At 72.1% G+C, this 22,375-nt stretch carries 26 protein-coding genes and 1 tRNA gene; 12 read left to right on the forward strand and 15 right to left on the reverse strand.

All coding sequences use genetic code 11. The features are described 5' to 3' along the window. Nucleotides 1–19 precede the first annotated feature (19 nt). The 7 genes from FM051_RS09175 to FM051_RS09205 all read right to left on the reverse strand — a co-directional run bounded on the left by FM051_RS09175 (nt 20) and on the right by FM051_RS09205 (nt 6,290). Nucleotides 20–1,000, reverse strand: coding sequence for a hypothetical protein (locus FM051_RS09175; protein ID WP_158842484.1), 981 nt, complete (start codon nt 998–1,000; stop codon nt 20–22). Nucleotides 1,001–1,103: 103 nt separating this feature from the next. Next, a complete protein-coding gene (locus FM051_RS09180) occupies nt 1,104–1,850 on the reverse strand; it encodes a hypothetical protein (RefSeq protein WP_158842485.1) in 747 nt (248 codons plus the stop codon). 599 nt (nt 1,851–2,449) lie between these two features. Next, nucleotides 2,450–2,522 (reverse strand) — tRNA-Ala (locus tag FM051_RS09185). 75 nt (nt 2,523–2,597) lie between these two features. Further along, a complete protein-coding gene (gene sepX, locus FM051_RS09190) occupies nt 2,598–3,305 on the reverse strand; it encodes a divisome protein SepX/GlpR (RefSeq protein ID WP_158842486.1) in 708 nt (235 codons plus the stop codon). Nucleotides 3,306–3,464: 159 nt separating this feature from the next. After that, on the reverse strand, nt 3,465–4,121 hold the full coding sequence (locus tag FM051_RS09195; RefSeq protein WP_158842487.1) for a GNAT family N-acetyltransferase: 657 nt from the start codon (nt 4,119–4,121) through the stop codon (nt 3,465–3,467). 34 nt (nt 4,122–4,155) lie between these two features. Further along, a complete protein-coding gene (glp, locus tag FM051_RS09200) occupies nt 4,156–5,394 on the reverse strand; it encodes a molybdotransferase-like divisome protein Glp (RefSeq protein ID WP_158842488.1) in 1,239 nt (412 codons plus the stop codon). Between the two features lie 14 nt (nt 5,395–5,408). Then, nucleotides 5,409–6,290, reverse strand: a complete 882-nt coding sequence (locus FM051_RS09205) for a UTP--glucose-1-phosphate uridylyltransferase (protein ID WP_158842489.1) — start codon at nt 6,288–6,290, stop codon at nt 5,409–5,411. Between the two features lie 38 nt (nt 6,291–6,328). Between FM051_RS09205 and FM051_RS09210 the strand changes: the two genes are divergently transcribed. From FM051_RS09210 to mscL, 6 genes are all read left to right on the forward strand, one after another. Further along, nucleotides 6,329–6,892 carry a 5-formyltetrahydrofolate cyclo-ligase gene (locus FM051_RS09210; RefSeq protein WP_158842490.1) on the forward strand — a complete coding sequence of 188 codons (564 nt, stop codon included), beginning with the start codon at nt 6,329–6,331 and terminating at the stop codon, nt 6,890–6,892. A gap of 101 nt (nt 6,893–6,993) precedes the next feature. Beyond that, a complete protein-coding gene (locus tag FM051_RS09215) occupies nt 6,994–7,284 on the forward strand; it encodes an FmdB family zinc ribbon protein (RefSeq protein WP_158842491.1) in 291 nt (96 codons plus the stop codon). 86 nt (nt 7,285–7,370) lie between these two features. Further along, nucleotides 7,371–7,880, forward strand: coding sequence for an SAF domain-containing protein (locus FM051_RS09220; RefSeq protein WP_158842492.1), 510 nt, complete (start codon nt 7,371–7,373; stop codon nt 7,878–7,880). A 291-nt stretch (nt 7,881–8,171) separates the two neighbouring features. Then, entirely contained in the window at nt 8,172–8,591 is a 420-nt protein-coding gene (locus tag FM051_RS09225) for a glyoxalase superfamily protein (protein WP_158842493.1), read from the forward strand. Beyond that, nucleotides 8,588–9,532 (forward strand): RNA polymerase subunit sigma-70, encoded by a 945-nt coding sequence (locus FM051_RS09230; RefSeq protein WP_158842494.1) that lies wholly within the window; start codon nt 8,588–8,590, stop codon nt 9,530–9,532. Before FM051_RS09225 ends, FM051_RS09230 begins: the two co-directional genes overlap by 4 nt. A gap of 48 nt (nt 9,533–9,580) precedes the next feature. Next, on the forward strand, nt 9,581–9,979 hold the full coding sequence (gene mscL / locus FM051_RS09235) for a large-conductance mechanosensitive channel protein MscL (RefSeq protein ID WP_158842495.1): 399 nt from the start codon (nt 9,581–9,583) through the stop codon (nt 9,977–9,979). A gap of 59 nt (nt 9,980–10,038) precedes the next feature. On the opposite strand, the gene FM051_RS09240 is transcribed toward mscL, so the two are convergent. Next, nucleotides 10,039–10,227 (reverse strand): hypothetical protein, encoded by a 189-nt coding sequence (locus FM051_RS09240; protein ID WP_158842496.1) that lies wholly within the window; start codon nt 10,225–10,227, stop codon nt 10,039–10,041. Then, nucleotides 10,224–10,724: a MogA/MoaB family molybdenum cofactor biosynthesis protein gene (locus tag FM051_RS09245; RefSeq protein ID WP_053719418.1), complete on the reverse strand. Its 501-nt coding sequence runs from the start codon at nt 10,722–10,724 to the stop codon at nt 10,224–10,226. Before FM051_RS09245 ends, FM051_RS09240 begins: the two co-directional genes overlap by 4 nt. A gap of 94 nt (nt 10,725–10,818) precedes the next feature. On the opposite strand from FM051_RS09245, the gene FM051_RS09250 reads away from it, so the two are divergent. Further along, nucleotides 10,819–11,838 carry an NAD-dependent epimerase/dehydratase family protein gene (locus FM051_RS09250; RefSeq protein ID WP_158842497.1) on the forward strand — a complete coding sequence of 340 codons (1,020 nt, stop codon included), beginning with the start codon at nt 10,819–10,821 and terminating at the stop codon, nt 11,836–11,838. Here the strand turns inward: FM051_RS09250 and FM051_RS09255 are convergent. From FM051_RS09255 to FM051_RS09265, 3 genes are read right to left on the reverse strand one after another with little or no spacing between them, the layout of a single operon-like run. Then, on the reverse strand, nt 11,807–12,826 hold the full coding sequence (locus FM051_RS09255; RefSeq protein ID WP_158842498.1) for a sensor histidine kinase: 1,020 nt from the start codon (nt 12,824–12,826) through the stop codon (nt 11,807–11,809). The genes FM051_RS09250 and FM051_RS09255 overlap by 32 nt on opposite strands. Beyond that, nucleotides 12,826–13,548, reverse strand: a complete 723-nt coding sequence (locus FM051_RS09260; protein ID WP_238412253.1) for a response regulator transcription factor — start codon at nt 13,546–13,548, stop codon at nt 12,826–12,828. Before FM051_RS09260 ends, FM051_RS09255 begins: the two co-directional genes overlap by 1 nt. A 7-nt stretch (nt 13,549–13,555) precedes the next feature. Next, the gene (locus FM051_RS09265) at nt 13,556–14,764 is read right to left on the reverse strand and encodes a hypothetical protein (protein WP_238412254.1); all 1,209 of its coding nucleotides are present in this window, start codon (nt 14,762–14,764) and stop codon (nt 13,556–13,558) included. A 132-nt stretch (nt 14,765–14,896) separates the two neighbouring features. Between FM051_RS09265 and FM051_RS09270 the strand changes: the two genes are divergently transcribed. From FM051_RS09270 to FM051_RS09290, 5 genes are read left to right on the forward strand one after another with little or no spacing between them, the layout of a single operon-like run. Continuing rightward, nucleotides 14,897–15,553, forward strand: coding sequence for a glycosyltransferase family 2 protein (locus tag FM051_RS09270; protein ID WP_158842499.1), 657 nt, complete (start codon nt 14,897–14,899; stop codon nt 15,551–15,553). A 44-nt stretch (nt 15,554–15,597) separates the two neighbouring features. Next, nucleotides 15,598–16,266, forward strand: a complete 669-nt coding sequence (locus FM051_RS09275; RefSeq protein WP_158842618.1) for a TIGR04282 family arsenosugar biosynthesis glycosyltransferase — start codon at nt 15,598–15,600, stop codon at nt 16,264–16,266. Continuing rightward, nucleotides 16,263–16,865: a class I SAM-dependent methyltransferase gene (locus FM051_RS09280; RefSeq protein WP_158842500.1), complete on the forward strand. Its 603-nt coding sequence runs from the start codon at nt 16,263–16,265 to the stop codon at nt 16,863–16,865. Before FM051_RS09275 ends, FM051_RS09280 begins: the two co-directional genes overlap by 4 nt. Next, a complete protein-coding gene (locus FM051_RS09285) occupies nt 16,862–17,947 on the forward strand; it encodes a molybdopterin-dependent oxidoreductase (RefSeq protein WP_158842501.1) in 1,086 nt (361 codons plus the stop codon). Before FM051_RS09280 ends, FM051_RS09285 begins: the two co-directional genes overlap by 4 nt. Beyond that, nucleotides 17,944–18,384, forward strand: a complete 441-nt coding sequence (locus tag FM051_RS09290) for a hypothetical protein (protein ID WP_158842502.1) — start codon at nt 17,944–17,946, stop codon at nt 18,382–18,384. The genes FM051_RS09285 and FM051_RS09290 overlap by 4 nt, the downstream gene beginning before the upstream one ends. Before the next feature lie 64 nt (nt 18,385–18,448). Here FM051_RS09290 and FM051_RS50415 read toward each other — a convergent pair whose 3' ends face one another. From FM051_RS50415 to FM051_RS09305, 3 genes are all read right to left on the reverse strand, one after another. Further along, nucleotides 18,449–20,383, reverse strand: a complete 1,935-nt coding sequence (locus FM051_RS50415) for a trypsin-like peptidase domain-containing protein (protein WP_202918754.1) — start codon at nt 20,381–20,383, stop codon at nt 18,449–18,451. 106 nt (nt 20,384–20,489) lie between these two features. Continuing rightward, complete coding sequence (galT, locus tag FM051_RS09300) at nt 20,490–21,581, reverse strand: galactose-1-phosphate uridylyltransferase (RefSeq protein ID WP_158842503.1); 1,092 nt, start codon at nt 21,579–21,581, stop codon at nt 20,490–20,492. Then, on the reverse strand, nt 21,578–22,375 hold the full coding sequence (locus FM051_RS09305) for a DeoR/GlpR family DNA-binding transcription regulator (RefSeq protein ID WP_158842504.1): 798 nt from the start codon (nt 22,373–22,375) through the stop codon (nt 21,578–21,580). Before FM051_RS09305 ends, galT begins: the two co-directional genes overlap by 4 nt.

Genomic DNA, 22,375 nt, shown 5'->3' on the forward strand with positions numbered 1-22,375 from the left:
CAGGTCGACGGGGAGCTGCTCAGACCTCATCCTCTTCCCTCACGTCGTCCACCGGCTCGTCGGCGGGCAGTCCCGGCGGCAGCGGTCCGGCCGTCAGCTGGTCCAGCAGCCCGTCGACGCCGACGTTCGCGGTGTCCAGGTGGCCGCGCCGGGCCAGCTCCCGGACCAGGGCGAGCTTGGTGTCGAGCATCCGGCGCCGGTCCTCGCGGCTCGCCTTCTCCCGGCGCTGCTCGTCGTCCCGCTTCCACCGCAGCAGGCGCAACTGGTCGTCGCGTTCCCACTGCCGACGGCGCAGTTCGTCGTGCTGCCGTGCGGTCAGCAGCGCCTGGTGCAGCTGGGTTTCCACCTCCAGGTCGTGCCGGTGGTGCTGCCGGGTCTGCTCCACGGTCCGGTCCAAGGTCTGGTCGCGGACCTGGCCGCGTCTGCGCTTCTCGAACTCCACCAGCTCGTCCGGGGTCAGCACCTCGACGCTCGCCAGTCGCACCGCCACACCGCGCACCACGACCGGCCGGACCTCGGTGAACGCCCGCACCTGCGCGGCCACCACCCGGCGCACCTCGTTGATCTCGGACAGCCTGTGCTCCAAGCCCAGCTCGAACGTCCGGTGGTGGCCCGTCAGGTAGCTGGTCAGCAGCGTCTCGGCGTGCTCCAACCCGTCCCGCACGACGGCGACCGGGTCCAGCACGGTGCAGGTGAACGTGACCCGCACGGTGAAGTCGGCGGCCTCGGCGGACGGGATGCGCAGCGACACCACGACCGGCACGTCCCGGCCCAGGTCGACCACGCTGACGTGGGCAGCGCGCACGACCTGCTCGTCGGCGAGCCCGAGCCGGCCCGCGTCCACGAAGTAGTCGCCGTCCACCCGGAACACCATCACCTCGTGCGCGGCGGGCTTGGGCAGCTCGGCGAGATCACGGCGGCGTCTGCCCACCCGCAACGGCCCGCGCCCCGCCGTCGGGTCCAGCGTGCGGTGCTCCACGATGGGGTACTGCCTGGTCATCGATCCGGTTCCTCTTCCGATCGTGGGTTCGGCTTGTCCAGCGCGGTGAGCAGCACGTCGACCAGCGGTTCCCGGTCGGTGCGCGCCGCAGATCTCGCGTTCCTCAGTCGCGGTCATCGGACCTCGACAGGCCGAACACGGAGTTCTGCGCGTGCACCGCCGCGTTGAACTGGAGGATCGTGTCCGCGAGCTTCGCGGGCGACGGCGCCGGCCCGTGCGGCACGGCGCCCGACCGCGGCACGGCGTCCCGCCGGGGCACCTCATCGGCGGGCACGTAGACCCAGCCGGTCTGCCGGAAGTCCTTGACCTCCACCTCGATCGGCCGGAACTCCAACCGCCCGAGCCCGCGCTCGCCGTCGACCACCACGTCCGAGTGGAACCGGTCGGAGACGATCAGCCCGAAGTCCTGCCCCGGCGCGGCGGCCACGGCCTGCCGGAACGCGGGCGCGTCGATCAGCCGCGCCGTGGTCGCCACCGCCCGGCCGCCGATGTTCGGCGGGTTGACCACCGTCTCCCCGTGGTCCAACGCCATCCGCACGCGCAGGCGGTGGTCCTCGTTGACCGGCTTGTTCACCTCGCCGAGCGCGATGGCCGTCTCGCGCAGCACGAAGTCCGCCAGCAGCCAGGCCTTCGCCACGGCGGCCCCGACCAGGAGAGTCGCGCTGTCGCCGTCCACCCTGAGGTAGGACGACTCGGCGACCGGGTAGGCGGCCGAGTGCTCGATCGCGCGGTCCACGACGGCCCGTAACGCGCGGTCCAGGTAAACCTGCCGATCCCGACCGCCGGCGCTGGAACCCACGATGTCCAACCGCAGCACGCTGCGGTCCAGTGCAAGTGATGAACGTGTCACGATGTCTCTCCGGGAGCGTGGAGTCTGGTGGCTCATCCCGTGATGGGTTTTCCGTAGTTCTGCGGTGAATCGGGCCGAATTCCACTCGAACGGGAAAGCCTGTCCGCCGCCAGACGTGAAGAACTGTTCGAATTCCACTCGGCCAGACGTGCGCGCACGCTACGCAGACCGACACCAGTGCCGATCCCCGCACTTCAGCCAAGCCGGGTTTCACTCGATTGGGTGACACCTTGCCGTGCGAACGACACAATTTCCAGTTACCGGGGCGTAAGGCTCCCACGTGTCGACGAACGGCATCCGGAATTCAGCCGGCACGAACTGCCGGGCAGTACACCCGAACCACAACCCACAACGAGAAACAAAAGCCCACAACCGCAATTCGGCACACGACAAGCCCTCACAAAAGCCGAACACGAGGGATTCTTCGGGTTATTCCGAGCACCATCACCCGCGCGGGGGATTTGCGCCAAACGCAACCGCATACGGATGGGGGTCCGGGGACGAAGCCCGCCGGGCGGGGCGTGGGGGTTGCACCCCCGGAAACACAACGGAGCGAGCCGGTTCGCGCTTTCCGCGAACACAACTCGCCCCGAGTGGAGTGGAGCTGAGGGGAATCGAACCCCTGACCTACTCGATGCGAACGAGTCGCGCTACCAACTGCGCTACAGCCCCATGTTCAGTTGTCCGTGCTTCCGTCTTGCGGGAGGAAGCATATCAGTAGCCGGGGGGTGGTTTTGCCACCCCCCTCTACTCGCCTACCGCCCGTCGGTACGGGAGCGCCTCGGGGCCGTCGAGCTCCACGAACACCGGGTCTTCGTCGTCGGCGTCCACCACGACGGTGCCGGGGCGGACGTGGTGCTGGAACCTCGGCTGCGGCGCCAAGCCGCCCTGGTCACGGGCCGTCTCACCCTCGTGCGAGGACACGGACGGCGGCGCGACGACGGCGTGCGGCTGCGCCTCGCCCGCCTGCCGCACGGGGCGGCGTCGGGTCTGGCCGAGCCGGGACAGCCGGCGCGCGCGGATGTCCTCCTCGATCCGCACCTGGCGGCGCAGGTACCCGAGGTAGGAGACGAGCGTCACGTCGACGGCCGCGTGGCCCCACCACGCCAACGGGTAGAGCACGCCCGCGACGACACCGGTGACGAGGGCCGCCAGCAGCAGCATCCCGACGACGCGGCGGCGGAACGCGTACTTCGCCTGGGCGACGATCGCCGCGGTCTCCGGGTCGTAGCCACCGCGTCCCGGGCGGAACGGCCGGGGCCGGACGAACACGTCGTCCACGTCCGGCTCGTCGTAGTCGTCGTACTCCTCGAACTCCGCGTCGACCTCGGGCATGGCGTCGTACTCCTCCTCCATGCTGCCGCGCGACGTGTCGGCGCGCTTGCGCGCGACCAACGGCACGAGGACGACCAACCAGGCCACGACCAGTCCCACGACGATCAGCGAGCTCGGCATCCCCGTCACCTCCCCCTAACCCCGCGGCGCGCTCGGTGCACACGCCACGCTAGTCACAACAGTCACACCTGTGTCGGAGGCACGCCGACTGGCGTACGTACCAAAGTGTGGTGTATCACCCACTTTCGGGTGACCCGATTAAGCCACACAGCCCGAGGATCAGGCTGTTCGGGCGTATCCCTGTGCGACCAGTCGGCGTACCAATCCCTCCGGAGAAGCCTCTTCGGCCGTCATCGCGAAGCACAGGTGGTCACGCCAGTCGCCCGCCACGTCGAGGTACCGGAGGAACAGCCCTTCCTCGCGGAAACCGGCCTTGGCGAGCACCCGGAGGCTGGCCAGGTTCTCCGGCCGGACGGTCGCCTCCAGCCGGTGCAGGCCGCCCTCGCCGAAGCAGTGGTCGACCACGAGGGCGAGCGCCGCCGTGGCCACGCCGCCGCGCGCCCGGTCGGCCGCCACCCAGTAGCCGACCCACGCCGAGCGCAGCGAGCCGCGCACGATGTTGCCCACGGTGATCTGCCCGGCCAGCGCGCCGTCCACGGTGATCACGAACGGCAGCGCGTGGCCGCGCCGGGCCAGGGACTTGAGCGACGACCACTGCGCGGGCCAGGCCAGCGCCGCGTTGCGCTCGTGCCAGCCCTCGACCGCGGTGGGTTCCCAGTCCTCCAGGTACGCCCGGTCACGCAGCCTGGTCCGCGACCACGCGGACGCGTCGAGCAGCTTCGGCGGGCGCAGCGCCACCAGACCGGCGGCGACCCGCAGCGGTCCGAGCCGCGCGGGCCAGCCGGGGTGTCGACCGCCTTCCCACGCGAGACTCATCCAACCCCACCGAGTTCCGATCCTTCTTGGGTCTTCATCCTCTTTGGGCGAGGAAGCTGACCATGACCTCTTCGCCGACCGACACGTCCGTCACGTCCTCGTCGACCATGATCAGGCAGTTCGCCTCGGCCAACGACGCCAGCAAGTGCGACCCGGAAGTACCCAGCGGCTGCACCAGGTACTCGCCGTTGTCCGCGTCGCGCAGCAGCTGGCCGCGCAGGTAGCCGCGCCGCCCCTTGGTCGAGGTCAGCGGCGACAGCAGCCGCGCGCTGACCGCCCGCCGGTACGGGTTGCGCTTGCCCAGCGCGGCCCGGATCAGCGGGCGCACCAGCACTTCGAAAACGACGAGCGCGCTCATCGGGTTCGCGGGCAGCAGGAACGTCGGCACGGCGTCCGGCCCGAGCCGGCCGAAGCCCTGCACCGAGCCGGGGTGCATGGCCACGCGGGTCACGTCGACGTCGCCGAGATCGGCCAGCGCGGCACGCACCTCGTCGCCGATGACGCCCCCGACGCCACCCGCGACGACCACGATCTCCGACAGCAGGAGCCTGCCCTCGACGACCTCGCGCATCCGGCGCGGGTCCGACGACTGGATGCCGACCCGGCTGACCTCGGCGCCCGCGTCCCGCGCGGCGGCGGCCAGCGCGTAGGAGTTGACGTCGTAGACCTGCCCCTGGCCGGGGGTGCGGTCGACGTCGACCAGCTCCTCGCCGATCGAGATCACCGACACCCGCGGCCGGGGGTGGACCAGCACCTTGTTCCGGCCGACCGCGGCGAGCAGGCCGACCTGGGCGGCGCCGATGGACGCGCCGCGGCGCACCGCGACGTCACCGGTCTGCACGTCCTCGCCGGTGCGCCGCACGTACGCCGCGGACGGCACGGAACGCTGGACGGTCACCTTCGCCGGGTGCCCGTCGCTGTCGCCCCGGTCGGTGTAGGCCAAGGGCACCACGGCGTCGGCCAGGGTGGGCAGCGGCGCGCCGGTCGCGACCCGGACCGCCTGACCGGGCTGCAACCGTCTCGGCTGGCGCGATCCGGCGGGGATCTCGCCGACCACGGGGAGCGTGACCGGTTCCTCGTTGGCGGCCTGCACGTCGACGCTGCGCACGGCGTAGCCGTCGACCGCCGCCTGGTCGAAACCGGGCAACGCGCGCTCGGCGACGACCTCCTCGGCGCAGAGCAGGCCCTGCGACTCGGAGATCGCCACCCGCACGGGGGCGGGCCGCACGGCGGCGGCGACCACCCTGGCGAGCTGCTCGTCCACTGACCTCATGTGTTGACCCTCGTTCAGGCGTTGCCGAGGCGTTCCCGCAACCACTCCCGCAGCTCGGGCCCGTAGTCCGGGTGCTCGAGTGCGAAGTCAACCGCAGCTTTGAGGAATCCACCCGGATTCCCCAGGTCGTGTCGCCCACCGCGGTGGACGACGACGTGCACCGGGTGGCCCTCCTTGATCAGCAGCGCGATGGCGTCGGTGAGCTGGAGCTCGCCGCCCGCGCCCAGCGTGATGCGCTTGAGGGCGTCGAAGATCGCCCGGTCGAGGAGGTAGCGGCCGGCCGCGGCGAACGTGGACGGCGCGTCCTCGGGCTTCGGCTTCTCGACCATGCCGACGACCCGCTTGACGTCGTCGTCACCGGTGTCCCTGACGTCGAAGACGCCGTAGGCGGAGATCTGGTCCCTGGGGATGTCGAACGCGCACAGCACGCTGCCGCCGTGCTTCTCGCGGACCGCGGCCATCGTCTTGAGCACGCCGGTGGGCAGCACGAGGTCGTCCGGCAGGAGGACGGCGACGGCCTCGTCCGCGCCGGTCAGGTTGCCCTCGGCGCAGCCGACCGCGTGGCCCAGGCCCAGGGCCTTGTCCTGGATGGCGGTCTCCACGGTGAGCAGGTTCTGGGCGCGGCGGACCTTGGCGACCAGGTCGGTCTTGCCGCGTCCTTCGAGCGTCGCCTCCAGCTCCGGCTGCGGGCGGAAGTACTCGGCCACCGCGTCCTTGCCGGGCGAGGTCACGATCACGAGCCTCGTCGCGCCCGCTTCGGCGGCTTCGGTCGCGACGAGTTCGATGCCAGGGGTGTCGACGACCGGCAACAGCTCCTTGGGCACCGCTTTGGTGGTCGGGAGGAAGCGCGTGCCCAGGCCTGCCGCCGGCACGATTGCTGTCTGGAAGGCGCTCATGGGCTGCGAGCGTAACGGCGCGCTTAGGGTGACCAGCCATGACGTCCGGTGAACGTAATCGGAAGACAACGCTGCGCACACGGTTGCGGGCCGCGCGGCGCGGCGGCGTCGTGCCGGGGATGTCGGCCGAAGTGCTGCTCGCCGTTGCGGCTTTCGGCGTTTCGCCTGGTGACACCGTGTGCGCGTACGTCGCGTCGGCATCGGAGCCGGGGTCGTTGGAGATGCTGGAGGCGCTGCGGTCGCACGGGTTGCGGGTGCTGCTGCCGGTGGTCGTCGGGGACGAGTTGGACTGGGCGGTGTACGAGGGGGAGTTGCGGCCGGGCGCGTTCGGGCTGCGGGAGCCGGTGGGGCCGTTGCTGGGTGCGGCGGCGGTCGGGTCGGCGGCGTTGGTGCTGGTGCCGGCGTTGGCGGTCGATCACGCCGGGGTGCGGCTGGGCAAGGGCGGCGGCTACTACGACCGCGCGTTGAGGTTGTCCACAGGTCCGCTGGTGGCCCTTGTGCGGGATGAGGAGTTCGTGCCGTCTTTGCCGGCCGAACCGCACGATGTCCGGATGGATGCGGTGTTGACGCCCGGATCGGGCTTGGTTCGCCTGCCGTTGTGACGTTGACCTGTGATGTTTGCGCCACGTATGCCAGGTGGCGCATCATCGTTGTTGGCACTCGTGACGGCGGAGTGCCAACCAGGACTCGTGGAGGGCCCACCGTGCCGACCTACCAGTACGCCTGCACCGAGTGCGACCACCGGTTCGACGCGGTGCAGTCCTTCTCGGACTCCGCGCTGACGGAGTGCCCCGAGTGCTCCGGCAAGCTGCGCAAGCTCTACGGCGCGGTCGGCGTCGTGTTCAAGGGCAGCGGCTTCTACCGCACCGACAGCCGTTCCTCGTCCACGAAGAGCGAGTCTTCGTCTTCTTCCACCAAGAAGAGCGAGTCGACGTCTGCCGCGTCGTCCTCGTCTTCCACCTCTTCTTCCACTCCGGCCGCCGCCGCGTCCTGAGTCGTAGTTGTCCACAGCCCCCGAGTTGTCCACAGCTCGGGGGTTGGTGCTGTCCCGAGGCCGGGCCGGTCCCTAGCGTCGAGATCATGCTCCTCCACCTCAGAAGGATCCTGGCGGCCCTGCTGGCCCTCGCGGCGCTGGCGCTGGCCGTGCTGCCGGGCAGCCCGACGGTCGACGTACTCGTAGCCGCCCACGACCTGGCACCGGGCGTACCGCTGACCGCGGAAGACGTCCGCGTGGTCGCCGTGCCGCCTTCTCTGTCACCCGCCGGGACGGTGTCGGAGGCCGACGCGTTGGGCCGCGGGTTGGTGGGCGCGGCGAGAGCGGGCGAGCCACTGACCGACGCCCGCTTGGCCCCGATCGACCCCGGGTTGTCGTCGGTGGCCGTGCGACTGGCCGACGCCGGGGTCGTCGGGTTGCTGCGGCCGGGGAGCCGGGTGGACGTCGTGGGTGCGGAGTCGCACGTCCTGGCGGCGAACGCCTCGGTGGTCGCGGTCCGGGAGGGCGAGGTGGTGGTGATCTCCGCGGACCGCGCGGCGGCCCACCGGATAGCCGCCGAGTCCTTGGCCAACCCCGTGGCCGTGACCCTGCACTGACCGCTTCACCCACACCCGGGCAATCCGCGCGGCGCCCCTTCCCGCTCCCGGCCCGATGACCGCGTCGGCCGTGCCGAGTGTCCGGTCAGGGGCCCGGTGGGTCGCTCGGTCGCGGGCCGGGATCGGGTGCCGGCGAGTTGCGCGCCAACAGGTGATCGGGGCTGTTTGGCGTCGTGAGCTGGGGGAATGAGGTTGTCATCGGTTGACCGATGAGTTTTCGGCGCGCCTGTCGTTCCACCGGGTACAAGGCACTGCAGGGTGGGCCTCGAGCCCTGAATCCAGGAGAGCACCGTGGACTGGAAGCTGGAAGTCGTCATCGTCCCCGTGTCCGACGTCGACCGCGCCAAGGCCTTCTACGCCGACACCCTCGGCTTCAACGTCGACGTCGACCACCGCGCGGGCGACTCGTTCCGCGTCGTCCAGGTCACGCCGCCCGGCTCGGCGTGCTCACTCACCTTCGGCACGGGGCTGGGCAACAGCGGTGCGCCGGGCACGCTGAAGGGCTGCCACTTCGTCGTCCCCGACATCAAGGCCGCCCACGCCCACCTCGAAGCGAACGGCGTCGCCAACAGTGGTCCGCAGCACTTCCAGGACGGCGTGATGACGCCCGGCCCCGACCCGGAGGACCGCGACTACGGCTCCTACATCTTCTTCGACGACCCGGACGGCAACTCGTGGGCCGTCCAGCAGGTCAAGCAGTCCGTCCGATGATGTTCGAGCAGGCCACCGAGCAGCACCGCCGTGAACTGCACGTCCACTGCTACCGCATGCTCGCCTCCTACGAAGAGGCCGAGGACGCGGTGCAGGAGGTGTTCCTCCGGGCCTGGCGCGCCCGCGACAAGTTCGACGGCACGAACGTCCGCGCCTGGCTCTACAAGATCGCCACGAACACCTGCGTCGACCTGATCCGGGCCAAAGCCCGAGCGCCGAAGGCCCAGCCCGAGATCAGCTGGCTCACCCCCTACCCGGACCGCCTGCTGGACCAGGTCGCGCCGACCGACGACGAGCCGGACGTGGTCGCGGTCGCGCGGGAGACCGTGGAGCTCGCCTTCCTGACCGCCCTCCAGGTCCTCCCCGCGCGACAGCGCGCCGCACTGCTCGCCCGCGAGGTGCTGGGCATGACGGCGCAGGAGACCGCCGACCTGCTCGACATCAGCGTGCCCGCGGCCAACAGCGCCCTCCAGCGCGCCCGCGCCACGATGAGGCAGCACCTGCCGTCCCACCGCAACGACTGGACCACCCGGGAACCGAGCCCGCGGGAACGCGAGCTGCTGAGCCGGTTCATCGACGCCCACCAGCGGTGTGACGCGGCGGCGGCCGTCTCGATCGCCGCCGAGGACCTGCGGATCACCATGCCGCCCATGCCGATGTGCTTCGACGGGCTGGACCAGCTCACGCCGCTGCTGGAACGCGCCTTCGGGCCGGACCGGGACGGCGACTGGCTGCTCGTCCCGACCTGGGCCAACCGGATGCCCACCGCCGCCAGCTACCTGCGCCGCCCCGGCGACACGGTGTTCCGCGCGTTCAAGTTCGACGTCCTCCGCGTCGAGGGCGACCGGATCGCCGAGATCACCACGTTCGGACCGGAGATGTTCCACCTGTTCGGCCTACCCCCGACACAGCTACCCGCAGCGTCACCAGCGCAATCCTGAGCCGTTACCCTCCGCAAGCCCCCAATACCCCCGAACGGAGGAGCCAACGTGATCAAGGGCTTCAAGGACTTCCTGATGCGCGGGAACGTGATCGACCTCGCCGTGGCCGTGGTCATCGGCGCCGCGTTCACCGCCATCGTCACCGCGTTCACCACGAGCGTCATCAAGCCGTTGATCAACGCCCTCGGCGGCACGGAGACCCAGGGCCTGGGCTTCGAGGTCGTGCCCGGCAAGGAGTCGACCTTCGTCGACCTCAGCACGCTGTTCAACGCGATCATCAGCTTCGTGATCACCGCGGCCGTCGTCTACTTCCTGTTCGTGCTGCCGATGAACAAGCTGAAGGAGCGTCGCAAGCGCGGCGAGGAGGCCGGTCCGGCCGAGCCCACCGACGTCGAGCTGCTGAAAGAGATCCGCGACCTGCTCGCGGCCCAGAAGAGCCGCGGCTGAGCCGCCACGACCATCGCCGAATGGGTGTTCAAAAGCTCTCGAACACCCATTCGCGCCGGTCAGCCGCCGTGGTGCGGTGGCCGGTTCTCCTCGTACCACCGGTCGTCGCGCCCGGACGGGCGCGGTTCGTCCGATGAGGTCTCCGGCAGGACGTCGCCGAACACCTCGGCCAGCCGACGACGCCGCGCCGCCTCCTCCGCGGCAGCGGCGGAGGCGCGGGCGTCGGCGTCGTCAGCGGGCTCAGTCACGACTCATCGAGCCCCGACAACTGCTCGATCACGTACGGCACCAGCGCAGACAGCGTCGCCATGCCGTCACGCACCGCCGACCGCGACCCGGCCAGGTTCACCACGAGGGTGCTGCCGGACACGCCGACCAGCCCCCGCGAGATACCCGCGTCGACGGCGCCCGCCGCCAACCCCGAGGCCCGGAGCGCCTCGGCGATACCGCTGATCGGCCGGTCGAGCACGCCCTGTGTGGCGTCCGGCGTGACGTCGCGCGGCGACACACCCGTGCCGCCGACGGTGACGACCAGGTCGACGCCACCGATGACCGCGGTGTTCAGTGCGGCGCGGATGCCCACGACCTCACCCTCCACCGCGACGGTGCCGTCGACGATGAACCCTGCTTCCTCCAGCAACTCGGTGACCAGCGGTCCCGTGCTGTCGTCGTGCTCACCGTGCGCCACCCGGTCATCCACGATCACGACAAGGGCGCGTCCCAGGCGCTGCGCGCTGCGTTCCATGAGCGTCACCGTAGCCAATCGGAGATCTGACGGTTCCGTGACGTCACGCTGTCGCGGCGGCCGATCCCGCCGAACCGCCCCTAACTTCGGTGACGTGCGCGTTCTCCTCACCGGCGGAGCCGGGTTCATCGGCTCCCACATCGCCGACCAGCTGGCCGGGCAAGGCCACGACGTCGTCGTGCTCGACGCCTACCTCCCCCAGGCCCACCGGACCCGCCCCGACGGGGTCCACGACGTCACCGACCTCGACACGGTCAAGGCCCTCCTCGACGGCGTGGACGTGGTCTGCCACCAGGCGGCGGTCGTCGGCCACGGCCTCGACCCGTCCGACGCACCCCTGTACGCCCGCAACAACGACCTCGGCACCGCCGTCCTCCTCGCCGCGATGCACGAGAAGAAAGTGAAACACCTGGTCATGGCCTCCTCGATGGTCGTGTACGGCGAAGGCCGGTACGAGTGCGCCGAGCACGGGCTCACGCGGGCCGCGCCACGCCGCCAGGCCGACATCGACCGGGGCCGCTACGAACCGCCCTGCCCGCACTGCGGCGAGCCCCTGGAGCCGCGCCTGGTCCCCGAAGACGCCCCGCTGGACCCCCGGAGCACCTACGCGGCCAGCAAGCTCGCCCAGGAGCACTACGCGGCGGCCTGGGCCCGCCAGACGGGCGGCGACGTGTGGGCGCTCAGGTACCACAACGTGTACGGCCCGAGGATGCCCAAGAACACCCCTTACGCGGGCGTGGCGAGCCTGTTCCGCAGCGCCCTCGAACGCGGCGAGGCGCCCACCGTCCTCGAAGACGGCCGCCAGCGCCGCGACTTCGTGCACGTCACCGACGTGGCGCGGGCGAACGTCCTGGCGATCCACCAGCCGGGCACCCCCGGCACGCTCACCGCGCTCAACATCTGCTCCGGCGAGCCGCACACCGTCGGCGACCTCGCCACCCACCTCGCGGAGGCCTGCGGCGGCCCCCGGCCGCGCGTCGTCGGCGGCGCGCGGTCAGCGGACGTCCGGCACGTCGTCGCCGACCCCGCCCGAGCGCGTGACCTCCTCGGCTTCCGCGCGGAAACGTCGTTCGCGGCGGGTGTCAAGCAGTTCGCAACGGACCCGCTGCGCTGAGCGGCAGCCGCACCTCGAACCGGCAGCCGCGCCCGTGGTTGTGCGCGTCGATCGTGCCCTGGTGCGCCTCCACGAGGCCGCGCGCGATCGCCAACCCCAGCCCGCCGCCGACCGGCTGCCGGTGCGGCGTGCCCCGGAACGCCACGTCGAACACCCTGGGCAGGTCGGCCTCCGGGATCCCGCCGCACCCGTCGTCCACGCGCAGCAGCGCCGACGAGCCCTCCACGTCCACCTGCACGGCCACCGTCCCGTCCGGCGGCGTGTGGCGGATCGCGTTGGACAGCAGGTTCCGCACCACCCGCGCCAGCTCCGGGTCGCTGCCCAGCACCACCGGCCAGGTCGCGGCGTCCGCCCGCAACCGGACGCCCTTGCGCGAGGCCACCGGGCTCTCCGCCGCCACGACCTCGCTCACCACGTCCGCCAGCGGCACCTCGGACAACGTCAGCCGCAACGCGCCCGCGGTGATCCGGGACAGCTCGAACAGGTCGTCCACCATCCCGGACAGCGACTCCGCCTCGGCCGAGATCCGCCCCGCGTACTGGGCGACCTCGTCCCGCCGCGCCACCACGCCGTCCGCCAGCGCCTCGGCCATCGCCCGGATACCGGCCAACGGCGTGCGCAGGTCGTGGCTGATCCACGCCACCAGCTCACGCCGGGACGCCTCGGCCGCACGTTCCCGCGCCCGCGCCTCGCTCTCCCACACACTGCGCCGCGCCAACGCCCGCCCCAGCAGCACCGCCGTCGGCACCGTCACCAACGCCACCAGCAGGCACACCAGCAAGGTCGTGGTCAGGATCGGGGTGAACATGAACCCGCTCACCGCCAGCACCCCGCCGATGGTCGCCACCACAGGCACGATCGCCAGCACGGTCAGCGCGGTGGTCAGCGACCCGCTCGACAGCCGCCGCAGCACCAATGCCCCGAGCAGCGCCAACGGCAGCGAGAACAGCACCGCGTACGGGAGGATGTGGGAGATCTCGACCAACATCAGGCACCACCGCCGTCGTACCGGTAGCCGACGCCCCACACGGTCGCGATCCGCACCGGCCGGGCCGAGTCGACCTCCACCTTCTCCCGCAACCGTCGCACGTGGACGGTCACGGTGGACTGGTCGCCGAACTCCCAGCCCCACACCCGCGACAGCAGCTCGGCCCGGCTGAACGCGGTGCCCCGGTGGGTCAGGAAGAACACCAGCAGGTCGAACTCCCGCGTGGTCAACGACAGCTCGCGCCCGTCCAGCGACGCCGCCCGCGCGCCCACGTCCACCCGCAGCCCGCCGTCCTCCAGCACCGACACCGGCCGGGCAGACGCCGCCACCCGCGACCGGCGCAGCACCGACGACACCCGCAACGCCAGCTCACGCGGGCTGAACGGCTTGGTCACGTAGTCGTCCGCACCGAGCTGGAGCCCGGCGATCCGGTCCTCCTCCTCGCCCAACGCGGTCAGCATCACCACCGGCACCGCGCTGCGCGTCCGCAGCCGGCGGCACACCTCCAGCCCGTCCACGCCGGGCAGCATCAGGTCCAGCACCACCACGTCCGGCTCGCGCTCGGCGAACCGGCGCAACGCGCTCTCGCCGTCACCGACCAGCTCGACCTCGTGCCCGGCCAACTCCAGGTACCGGCGCACCACATCGCGCACGGTCACGTCGTCGTCCACGACGAGGACCCGCCCGGTCACGCCGGGGCCGGCTTGATCGTCGACTGTCACAACACCCTCACCAGTTGGTCAGCAGGAGGTGGTTGACCGCGAGTGCGGTCACCGCTTGCGCCGCCAGCCATGGTCGTCGCCGCTCCGGCACGAGCACCACCAGCCACACGGTGAACGGCAGCCAGATCCGCTCCACCTCGGCCTTGCTCAAGCCGGAGACGTCGGCCACCAGGATGGCCACCGCCGCCGCTGCGGCCAGTGTGACCGCTGGTCCGCGCCACCGTGCGGCGAACGGCGCGAACCCGCACGCGAGCACGGCGGCGGCCAGGTTCGCCCACACCCAGTAGCCGTAGGAACGGGACGACGCGATGCCCTGGTAGTACCGCTCGACCACCAGGTGGTAGCCGTCCAGCCACCAGAACCCGAGCGCCGCGAACACCGCCACCACCCCCACCGCGCCCAGGACGGCCACGCCGATCCGCCGCCGGTCCGGCCACAGCACGGCCAGCGCGAGCACACCGATCAACACCAGCCCGTACGACAGGAACACGCCGAACCCCAGCACCACGCCACCGGCCAGTGCACGCCGAGTGGCCAGCAACGCGATCCCGCACGCCGTCACGCCCGCGAACAGCCCGTCCGCCGACACCCCGATCCACACCGCGCCGGGGAACAGCGCCACGAACGGCAGCACGGCCCGCGCGTGCTCCTCGGACCCGAGCGCCCGCACCGTCACCGGCACCGCGACCGCCGTCAACGCGCCGATCAGCACCACGAACGCCGACGCCCACGCGCCGCCGGACAGCCCGATCCGGTCCAGCCCGACGAACACCAGCAGCGCGCCCGGCGGGTGCCCGGACACGTGCGTGGTCCACGAGTCGGGCTGGAAGTCGAGGATGCGCGACGAGAACTCCCGCAGCACCACGCCCACGTCCGTCACGCCCGGCACCTCGTGCAGGTACTCGTCGGTCGTGGTCAGCCGCCCGGCGAACCCGCGCTCCCACCCGTCCACCAGGGCCAGCGAGAAGATCCACGCCACGGCGGTCGCGTAACCCGCGCCCAACGCCGCCCGCCACGACAGCCGCCCGGCCAGGCTCGGCCCCCACACGACCACCAGTAACGCCACCAGCACGGCCAACGGCGTGCCGATGCCGACGTGCGGGAACCACCCGGCGAACAGCGGCGGCGCGCCCGCGAACGTGCGCTCGCCGCCCAGGACCGCGCCGACCACGGCGGCCGAGGCGACCAGGGCCACGGCGGCCAGGACACGGAGCACATGCCCACCGTAGGGCCCGCCGACCCCGCGCCACCCCTTCACGACGGCATCCGTCAGCAGTCCGTAAGAAGTGGGGAACACGTCAGGATTCGGTAAGCGGCACAACGGTTTCCCGCCGTCCACGGCGGACCCATGCTGTGGATCGTGGATGAAATCGACGTGGTGCTCCCCTGCTTGGACGAGGCGGCGGCCCTACCGGGTGTGCTGCGGGCCATGCCCGCCGGCTACCGGGCGCTGGTGGTGGACAACGGATCGCGTGACGGCTCGCCGGACATCGCCCGCTCGCTGGGCGCGGAGGTGGTGCACGAGCCCCGGCCGGGGTACGGCGCGGCGGTGCACACGGGCGTCGAGCACGCGCGCTCCGAGGTGGTGTGCGTGCTCGACGCGGACGGCTCGCTCGATCCGGGTGAACTGCCCGAGCTGGTGGCGTTGCTCGCGCGGGCGGACCTGGCGGTCGGGCGCCGGGTGCCGGAGGCGGGCAGCTGGCCGTGGCACGCGCGGGCGGGGAACGCGGTGCTGGCCGCGTTGCTGCGGCACAAGGGGCTGCCGGTGCGGGACATCGCGCCGATGCGCGCGTTCCGCCGGCAGGACCTGCTGGACCTGGCCGTTCAGGACCGCGCGTTCGGCTACCCGCTCGAACTGCTGCTGCGCGCGGCGGCGGCCGGGTGGCGGGTGGTCGAGCGGGACGTCCGCTACGGGCCCCGTGCGGCGGGCACGAAGTCCAAGGTGTCCGGCTCGGTGCGCGGCACCGTGCGCGCGGTGCGGGACATGACGGCGGTGCTGCGATGACCGACCGGCCCCCGGCTCACCTGCCCCCGACTGCCCTGCCTCAGATGGCCGACCGGCTCAAGGCGAGCCTGCTGGTGGTGGCCAAGGCCCCGGTGCCGGGACTGGCGAAGACCCGGCTCTGCCCGCCCGCGACGCCCGAGGAGGCTGCCGACGTCGCCGCCGCCGCGCTGCTGGACACCCTCGACGCCGTCCTGCGCACCCCGCACGTGCGGCCGGTCGTGGCGTTGACCGGCGCGCTGCGCGAAGCCCGCCGTTCGGCCGAGATCCGTGACGCGCTGCGGCACTTCACCGTCATCGCGCAGCGCGGCGCGTCCTTCGCCGACCGCCTCGCCAACGCGCACACCGACACCCATCGCGCGCACGGCCTGCCGGTGTTCCAGATCGGCATGGACACCCCGCAGGTCACCCCGCTCCTGCTGGCCGACTCCGTCGAACGGCTGACCGCGCACGACGCCGTGCTGGGCCCGGCGGCCGACGGCGGCTGGTGGGCGCTCGGCCTGAACGAGCCGTCGCTCGCCCGGAACCTCCGGATCGTGCCGATGTCCCAGCCCGACACCGGCACGTACACGTTGCTGGCGTTGGGTGAACGCGATATCGGCACCCTGCCAGTTCTGTCCGATGTGGACGACATGGCCACCGCACGGCAGGTCGCCGCGACCGTGCCGCACACCCGGTTCGCCGCCGCCCTCGCCAACCTCGGCGTGCTGCGGTGACCGCGTTCGACGTCGGCCTCGGCGGCTCGGAGTGCCGGCTCGAACTGGACGGCGGCGACCACGTGCCACTGCCGGTCGACCGGTGGCACGAGGACGCGAACGACGCCGACCACGTCCTGCTCGACGCGTGCCACGGCCCGACCATCGACCTCGGCTGCGGCCCCGGTCGGCTGGTCGCGGCACTGGTCCGGCGCGGTGTCGTGGCCCTGGGCGTGGACAACTCGCCGCTGGCCGTCGCCCTCACCCGCACCCGCGGCGGCCCGGCCCTGCACCGCGACGTGTTCGGCCGGCTCCCCGGCGCGGGCCGGTGGGCGCACGTGCTGCTCGCCGACGGCAACATCGGCATCGGCGGCGACCCGGTCGTGCTGCTCCGCCGGGCCCGAGGGCTGCTGCACCGGCGCGGGAGCGTGCTGGTGGAGGTCGAGCCGCCGGGCTGCGGGCTGCGCCGGGAACGGGCGCGGGTGGGTGGCGGCGCGTGGTTCGACTGGGCTCGCGTCGACGCGCGGGCGATCACGCCCACCGCCGCACGGGCCGGCCTCAAGCCTCGGTGGCTGGTCGAACGCGACGGCCGCTGGTTCGCGGAACTGGTGCGGTCGTGAAAGTCCCGGCGCTGAAAGTCCCGGCGCGCGAGTCCAGCCCGCACACGGCCACCAGGATCGGCCTGTGGCTGGGCATCGCGTTCGGCCTGTGCTTCGTCACCGGGCTGCTCAGCCACTACGTCCAGCACCCGCCGGGGTGGTTCGCCTGGCCGACCCGCCCGGTCGGCCTCTACCGGATCACGCAGGGCGTGCACGTCACGTCGGGCGTGGCCGCGATCCCGTTGCTGCTGGCGAAGCTGTGGACGGTGTACCCGAAGCTGTTCGCACGCCCGCTGGTGAAGTCCGTGCCGCACGCGCTGGAACGCGGTTCGATCCTGGTGCTGCTCGGCGCGTCGTTCTTCGAGCTGGTCACAGGCCTGTTCAACGCCACGCAGAACTACCCGTGGCAGTTCTTCTTCCCGCCCGCGCACCACGCGGTGGCGTGGATCGCGGTCGGCGCGCTGCTCGTGCACATCGCGGTCAAGCTGCCGCTCATGCGCACACCCGCCGAAGAGGTGCGGCTGAGCTCGTCGCATCCGGGCAAGCTCAGCCGACGGGGTTTCCTGCTCACCACGGGCGGTGCGGCGGCGGTCGCGGTGCTCGCCACGGCGGGCGGCACGGTGCCGTGGCTGCGGACCGTCTCGGTGCTGGGCACGCGTTCGGCCGCACTTCCGGTCAACCGCACCGCCGCTGCCGCTGGTGTGTCTACTGTGGACTCGGACTGGCGACTGACCGTCGGATCCCGGCAGTTCTCCCGCCCTGAACTCGAAGCGCTGCCGCAGACCACGGCCGAACTGCCGATCGCGTGCGTGGAGGGCTGGAGCGCGTCGGCGCGGTGGACCGGGGTGCCGGTGCGCGATCTGCTGGCGTTGGCGGGTGTCGAGCCGGGGGACGTCCGGGTGGAATCACTGGAACGTGACGGCCTCTACCGGGCGAGCACGTTGCCCGCCGCACACGCCCGCGACCCGTTGACCCTGCTGGCGCTGGAGGTCGACGGGGAGACCCTGTCCCTGGACCACGGCTACCCGTGCCGGTTGATCGCGCCGAGCCGACCGGGCGTGACGCAGACCAAGTGGGTCACCCGCCTGGAGGTCGTCCGATGAGGTGGGTGATCGGTGCGCTGGGTGTGGTCATGGGCGCGTGGGGCGCGTTCCTCCTGTTGCCGCTGGTCGACGTGAACCTGGGGTTGTGGTTCGCAGGAGGCCCGGTCGTACATGATGTATTACTCGCCCCTTTCCTCGGAGGACTAGGCCTCCTCATCGCCCGGTGGGTGCCGGAGCCGTGGCGCGCCCCCGTGCAGGTCGGCGGAATCCTCACCGGAGTGCTCGGCCTACTGGCCGTCCCGCTCCTGTGGCGCCCGTTCGCCGGCCCGCCCAACCCCGGCCTGAACGACCGGGACTACCTGGTCGGACTGCTGGTGGCGGTCGGCGTGATCTGGCTGGGCGTGTCGGCCGCCGCCCTGACCGGGCAAGCCCGGCGACGGCGGACCGGAGCCGGAGGACCGACGGAACAGAACAAGAGGCCGCACGCCGACAGGTGAGGGGAGCCTGTCGGCCTGCGGCCTCCACAACCGGCTCGGGGCACGTGAGCCGGGGTCTTCGGGTCTAGCGGGGCTCGACGGTCTGGCTGCCGAGCGTCACCTCGACCGTGCGGTCCTCACCGATGGTGAGCTGCACCTTCTCGCCCGGCGCGCGGGACCGGACGGCGGCGACCAGGGTGTCCGAGCTGTCCACGGGCCGGTCGCCGAACTTGGTGATCACGTCACCGGTCTTGATGCCGGCCGCCTCGGCGGCGCCGCCGGCGGTCACGTCGCGGACCAACGCGCCACCGTCCGGCGCGTCACCGACCTGGACGCCGAGCACGGTCTGGGTGGCCTTGCCGGTCTCGGACAGCTCCTTGGCCGTGCGGCGGGCCTGGTCGATCGGGATGGCGAAGCCGATGCCGACCGAGCCGCCCTGCGCGGACTGGCTGGAGTTCGGGCTGTAGATCGCCGAGTTGATGCCGACCACCTGGCCGCGCATGTTCACCAGCGGGCCGCCCGAGTTGCCGGGGTTGATCGCGGCGTCGGTCTGGATGGCGTTGAGCACGGTGTCCACGGCGCCCTGCTCGCCGCCGGCGCGCACCGGGCGGTTCAGCGAGCTGACGATGCCGGACGTGACCGTGCCGTTGAGGTCGAACGGCGAGCCGACCGCGACGACCTGCTGGCCGATCTTCAGGTCACCGGAGTTGCCGAGTTCGGCGGTGGGCAGGCCGGAGACGTCCTCCATCTTGATCACGGCCAGGTCGGACGACGGGTCGCGGCCGACGATCTTGGCGTCGAACGAGCGGCCGTCCTGGAGCTGCACCTTGATGGGGCCGCCGTTCGCGGCGGACTCGACCACGTGGTTGTTGGTCAGCACCAGTCCGTCGGAGCTGAGCGTGAAGCCGGACCCGGCACCGCCGCTGACCTGCACCTGGACCACGGTCGGCAGCACCTTCTGGGCGACCTGCTCGATGGAGCCCTCCGGCGCGTCGGCGGTCTGCTGTGCGGGCGGGGCCTGGTTGAGCGCGTTGGTCACCGGCCCGGAACCCTCGGCCGCCTGGTAGCCCAGGTAGCCGCCGACTCCGCCCGAGACGCCGCCGACGGCGAGCACGAGCGCGGCCACACCGGCGACGATCTTGCCGCGTCCCCGTTGCCGTTGCCGGGGAGGTGCGGCGACCGATCCGGGCGGCGCGTAGTAGGGGCCCGAGACCCCCGGCTGCGCCGACCCCGAAGGGGGTGGGGTCGGCGAGCCGGAGTGGTCCGCAGCGGCGCCGGTCCGCGGCGCGCCGTACGGACCCGTGTGCTCCGGGTGCTGGAAGCCTCCATGCCAGGCTCCCGACCCGGTTCCCGGCAGTCCGGCGCCGCCCTGCACGGCGCCGAACCCGCCGGTTCCGGTCTGACCGGCGCCGCCCTGCACAGCGCCCGTTCGACCGGTTTCCGGCTGGCCGGCGGCACCCTGCGTGGCGGCCGGCGAGCCGAAGTCCTCCGGGTGGCCGGCGCTTGTCCGCGCGGCCGGCGACCCGGGTCCGGGCTGGCCGGCGCTCGTCTGAGGAGCGGCCGGCGAGCCGAAGTTCGACGAGTGACCGGCAGCGGCCGGTGTCGAGGTGATGCTGTCCGGGTGGAGGGCGCTGTCCTGGGACGCGCCCACCGCACCCGAAGCCGGCCGGCCGGCGCCCTGCGGGGCGCCCTGCGAGCCGAAGTCGGCCGGGCGGCCGGTGCTCCCCTGCGGAGCACCCGCCGACCCGGCGTCCGACCGATCGGCCCCTGCCGCCGATCCGTCGGTCACGTCCTCCGCCCGCGCCGGGCCTCCCTGCCAGGCACCCCGCGCTCCGGAGGACTCCGGCGCGTCGGTGCCGCCCTGCACAGCACCCGCCGCGTCGGTGTCCGGCTGACCAGCACCCTGCTGCTGGAAACCGGCGTCGTCATGACCGGGCCCGGCGCCACGCGCCCACGGGCTCTGCTGCTGCTGAGGCGGCGGAGACTGCTGCGGCTGCTTCGGCTGCTCGTTCTCGGTCATGTCCACAACTGTGCGGTGCCCGCCTGAGAGCAGCCTTAAACGAAACTGGGCATCAGTTGTGAGTCCACCGGAGGTGAGACGGCGACGTTGCCGACTCGGGGCCGGCTCAGCCGGAGATCGACGTGCGCAGCCGCTCCGCGATCTGCTCGGGCGTCGCGTCGTTCACCCACACGCCCATGCCCGACTCGGAGCCGGCCAGGTACTTGAGCTTGTCGGGGGCACGCAGCACGGAGAACACCTCCAGGTGCAGCCAGGCCAGGTCACGGCCGGTGCGCACGGGCGCCTGGTGCCACGCCGCGATGTACGGCAGCGGACGCTGGTAGAGGGCGTCCAGCCGGTGCAGCACGGACAGGTAGAGGACCGCGAAGTCGTCCCGTTCGGCGTCCGTGAGCGCGGGCAGGTCCGGCACCTGGCGGTGCGGGACGAGGTGCACCTCGACCGGCCAACGCGCCGCGGCGGGCACGAACGCCGTCCAGTGCTCGCTCTCCGCGATGATCCGGGTACCGACGGCTCGCTCGGCCGCGAGAATGTCACCCATCAGTGGACGACCGTGTGACGCTTGGTAGTCCGCCGCGACGGCCAGCATCCGCTCGGTCTTCGGGGTCACGAAGGGGTAGCCGTAGATCTGCCCGTGCGGGTGGGACAGCGTCACGCCGATCTCTTCGCCCCGGTTCTCGAACGGGAAGACCTGCTCGACGCCCGGCACCGCGTTCAGCGCCGCCGTGCGGTCCGCCCACGCGTCCACGACCGTGCGCACCCGTGACGCGGGCAGCGAGCCGAACGACGTGTCGTGGTCGGACGTGAAGCACATGACCTCGCACCGCCCGCGCCCACCGGCCCGCGCCACCATCGGCATACCGTCCACAGTGGACGGCAGCTCGGGCACGCCCTGGGCGAACGACGGGAACCGGTTCTCGAACACCACGACGTCGTACGACGACTCGGGGACCTCGGTCGGCTTGCCCGGCGTCGACGGGCACAGCGGGCACAGGTCGGCAGGCGGCTTGTAGGTGCGGGTCTGCCGGTGCGCGGCCATCGCCACCCACTCGCCGGTCAACGGGTCCCGGCGTACCTCGGACAACGGCTGCGTGCGCGGCAGGTCGCGGGTGTCCACCGCGTCCCGCGGCGGCGGGTCGGGGGTGTCGTCGAAGTAGATGATCTCGCGACCATCGGCAAGTTTCCCCGCCGTACGCCTCACGCCAGTTCCTCTCCGCGTCCCGGCACGTGCGCCAGGACCAGTTCACCCACTTGCTCGCCGAGCACCGTCCGCGCGGGCTCGGTCAGTCCCTCGTCGGTCACCAGCACGTCCGCCTCGTCCAGCGCGGCGATGGTGGAGATGCCGACGGTGCCCCACTTGGTGTGGTCCGCGACCACGACGACCCGACCGGCCGCGTCGACCAGCGCGCGATCGGTCTCGCTCTCGTTCAGGTTCGGGGTGGTGAAGCCGGAGCGCTCGGCCATGCCGTGCACGCCCAGGAACACCACGTCCAGGTGCAGCGACCGCAGCGCCTGCACGGCGACCGGCCCGACCAGCGCGTCCGACGGCGTCCGCACCCCGCCGGTGAGCACCACCGTGCGGTCGGTGCGCCCGCTCTGCTGGAGCACGTCGGCGACCCGGATCGAGTTGGTCACCACGGTCAGGTCCGGGATGTCGTCGAGGAACCGGGCCAGCGTCCACGTGGTCGTGCCCGCGGACAGGCCGATGGCGGTGCCGGGGCGCACCAGGCCGGCGGCGAACGCGGCGATGGCCTCCTTCTCCGGCAGCTGGCGCACCGACTTGGCCTCGAAACCCGGCTCGTCGGTGCTGCGGCCGACCACGGACGTGGCCCCGCCGTACACCTTCTCCACCAGGCCGCGGGCGGCCAGCACGTCCAGGTCGCGGCGCACCGTCATGTCCGAGACGCCCAGCCGGACGACCAGGTCGCTCACCCGCACCGCGCCGGTGCGGCGGACCTCTTCCAGGATCACCGCTTGTCGTTGACGTGCCAGCAC

It is taken from the genome of Saccharothrix deserti (assembly GCF_009769385.1).
Classification (GTDB): domain Bacteria; phylum Actinomycetota; class Actinomycetes; order Mycobacteriales; family Pseudonocardiaceae; genus Actinosynnema; species Actinosynnema deserti.

Coding starts and splice junctions, on each gene's coding strand:
- FM051_RS09175 (WP_158842484.1), bottom strand. CDS start 1,000: ATGACCAGGCAGTACCCCATCGTGGAGCACCGCACGCTGGACCCGACG.
- FM051_RS50415 (WP_202918754.1), bottom strand. CDS start 20,383: ATGACCGAGAACGAGCAGCCGAAGCAGCCGCAGCAGTCTCCGCCGCCT.
- FM051_RS09195 (WP_158842487.1), bottom strand. CDS start 4,121: ATGAGTCTCGCGTGGGAAGGCGGTCGACACCCCGGCTGGCCCGCGCGG.
- FM051_RS09245 (WP_053719418.1), bottom strand. CDS start 10,724: ATGGAACGCAGCGCGCAGCGCCTGGGACGCGCCCTTGTCGTGATCGTG.
- FM051_RS09290 (WP_158842502.1), top strand. CDS start 17,944: ATGAGGTGGGTGATCGGTGCGCTGGGTGTGGTCATGGGCGCGTGGGGC.
- FM051_RS09205 (WP_158842489.1), bottom strand. CDS start 6,290: ATGAGCGCCTTCCAGACAGCAATCGTGCCGGCGGCAGGCCTGGGCACG.
- FM051_RS09210 (WP_158842490.1), top strand. CDS start 6,329: ATGACGTCCGGTGAACGTAATCGGAAGACAACGCTGCGCACACGGTTG.
- FM051_RS09220 (WP_158842492.1), top strand. CDS start 7,371: ATGCTCCTCCACCTCAGAAGGATCCTGGCGGCCCTGCTGGCCCTCGCG.
- FM051_RS09230 (WP_158842494.1), top strand. CDS start 8,588: ATGATGTTCGAGCAGGCCACCGAGCAGCACCGCCGTGAACTGCACGTC.
- FM051_RS09255 (WP_158842498.1), bottom strand. CDS start 12,826: ATGTTGGTCGAGATCTCCCACATCCTCCCGTACGCGGTGCTGTTCTCG.
- glp (WP_158842488.1), bottom strand. CDS start 5,394: ATGAGGTCAGTGGACGAGCAGCTCGCCAGGGTGGTCGCCGCCGCCGTG.
- FM051_RS09275 (WP_158842618.1), top strand. CDS start 15,598: ATGGCCGACCGGCTCAAGGCGAGCCTGCTGGTGGTGGCCAAGGCCCCG.
- sepX (WP_158842486.1), bottom strand. CDS start 3,305: ATGCCGAGCTCGCTGATCGTCGTGGGACTGGTCGTGGCCTGGTTGGTC.
- FM051_RS09270 (WP_158842499.1), top strand. CDS start 14,897: ATGCTGTGGATCGTGGATGAAATCGACGTGGTGCTCCCCTGCTTGGAC.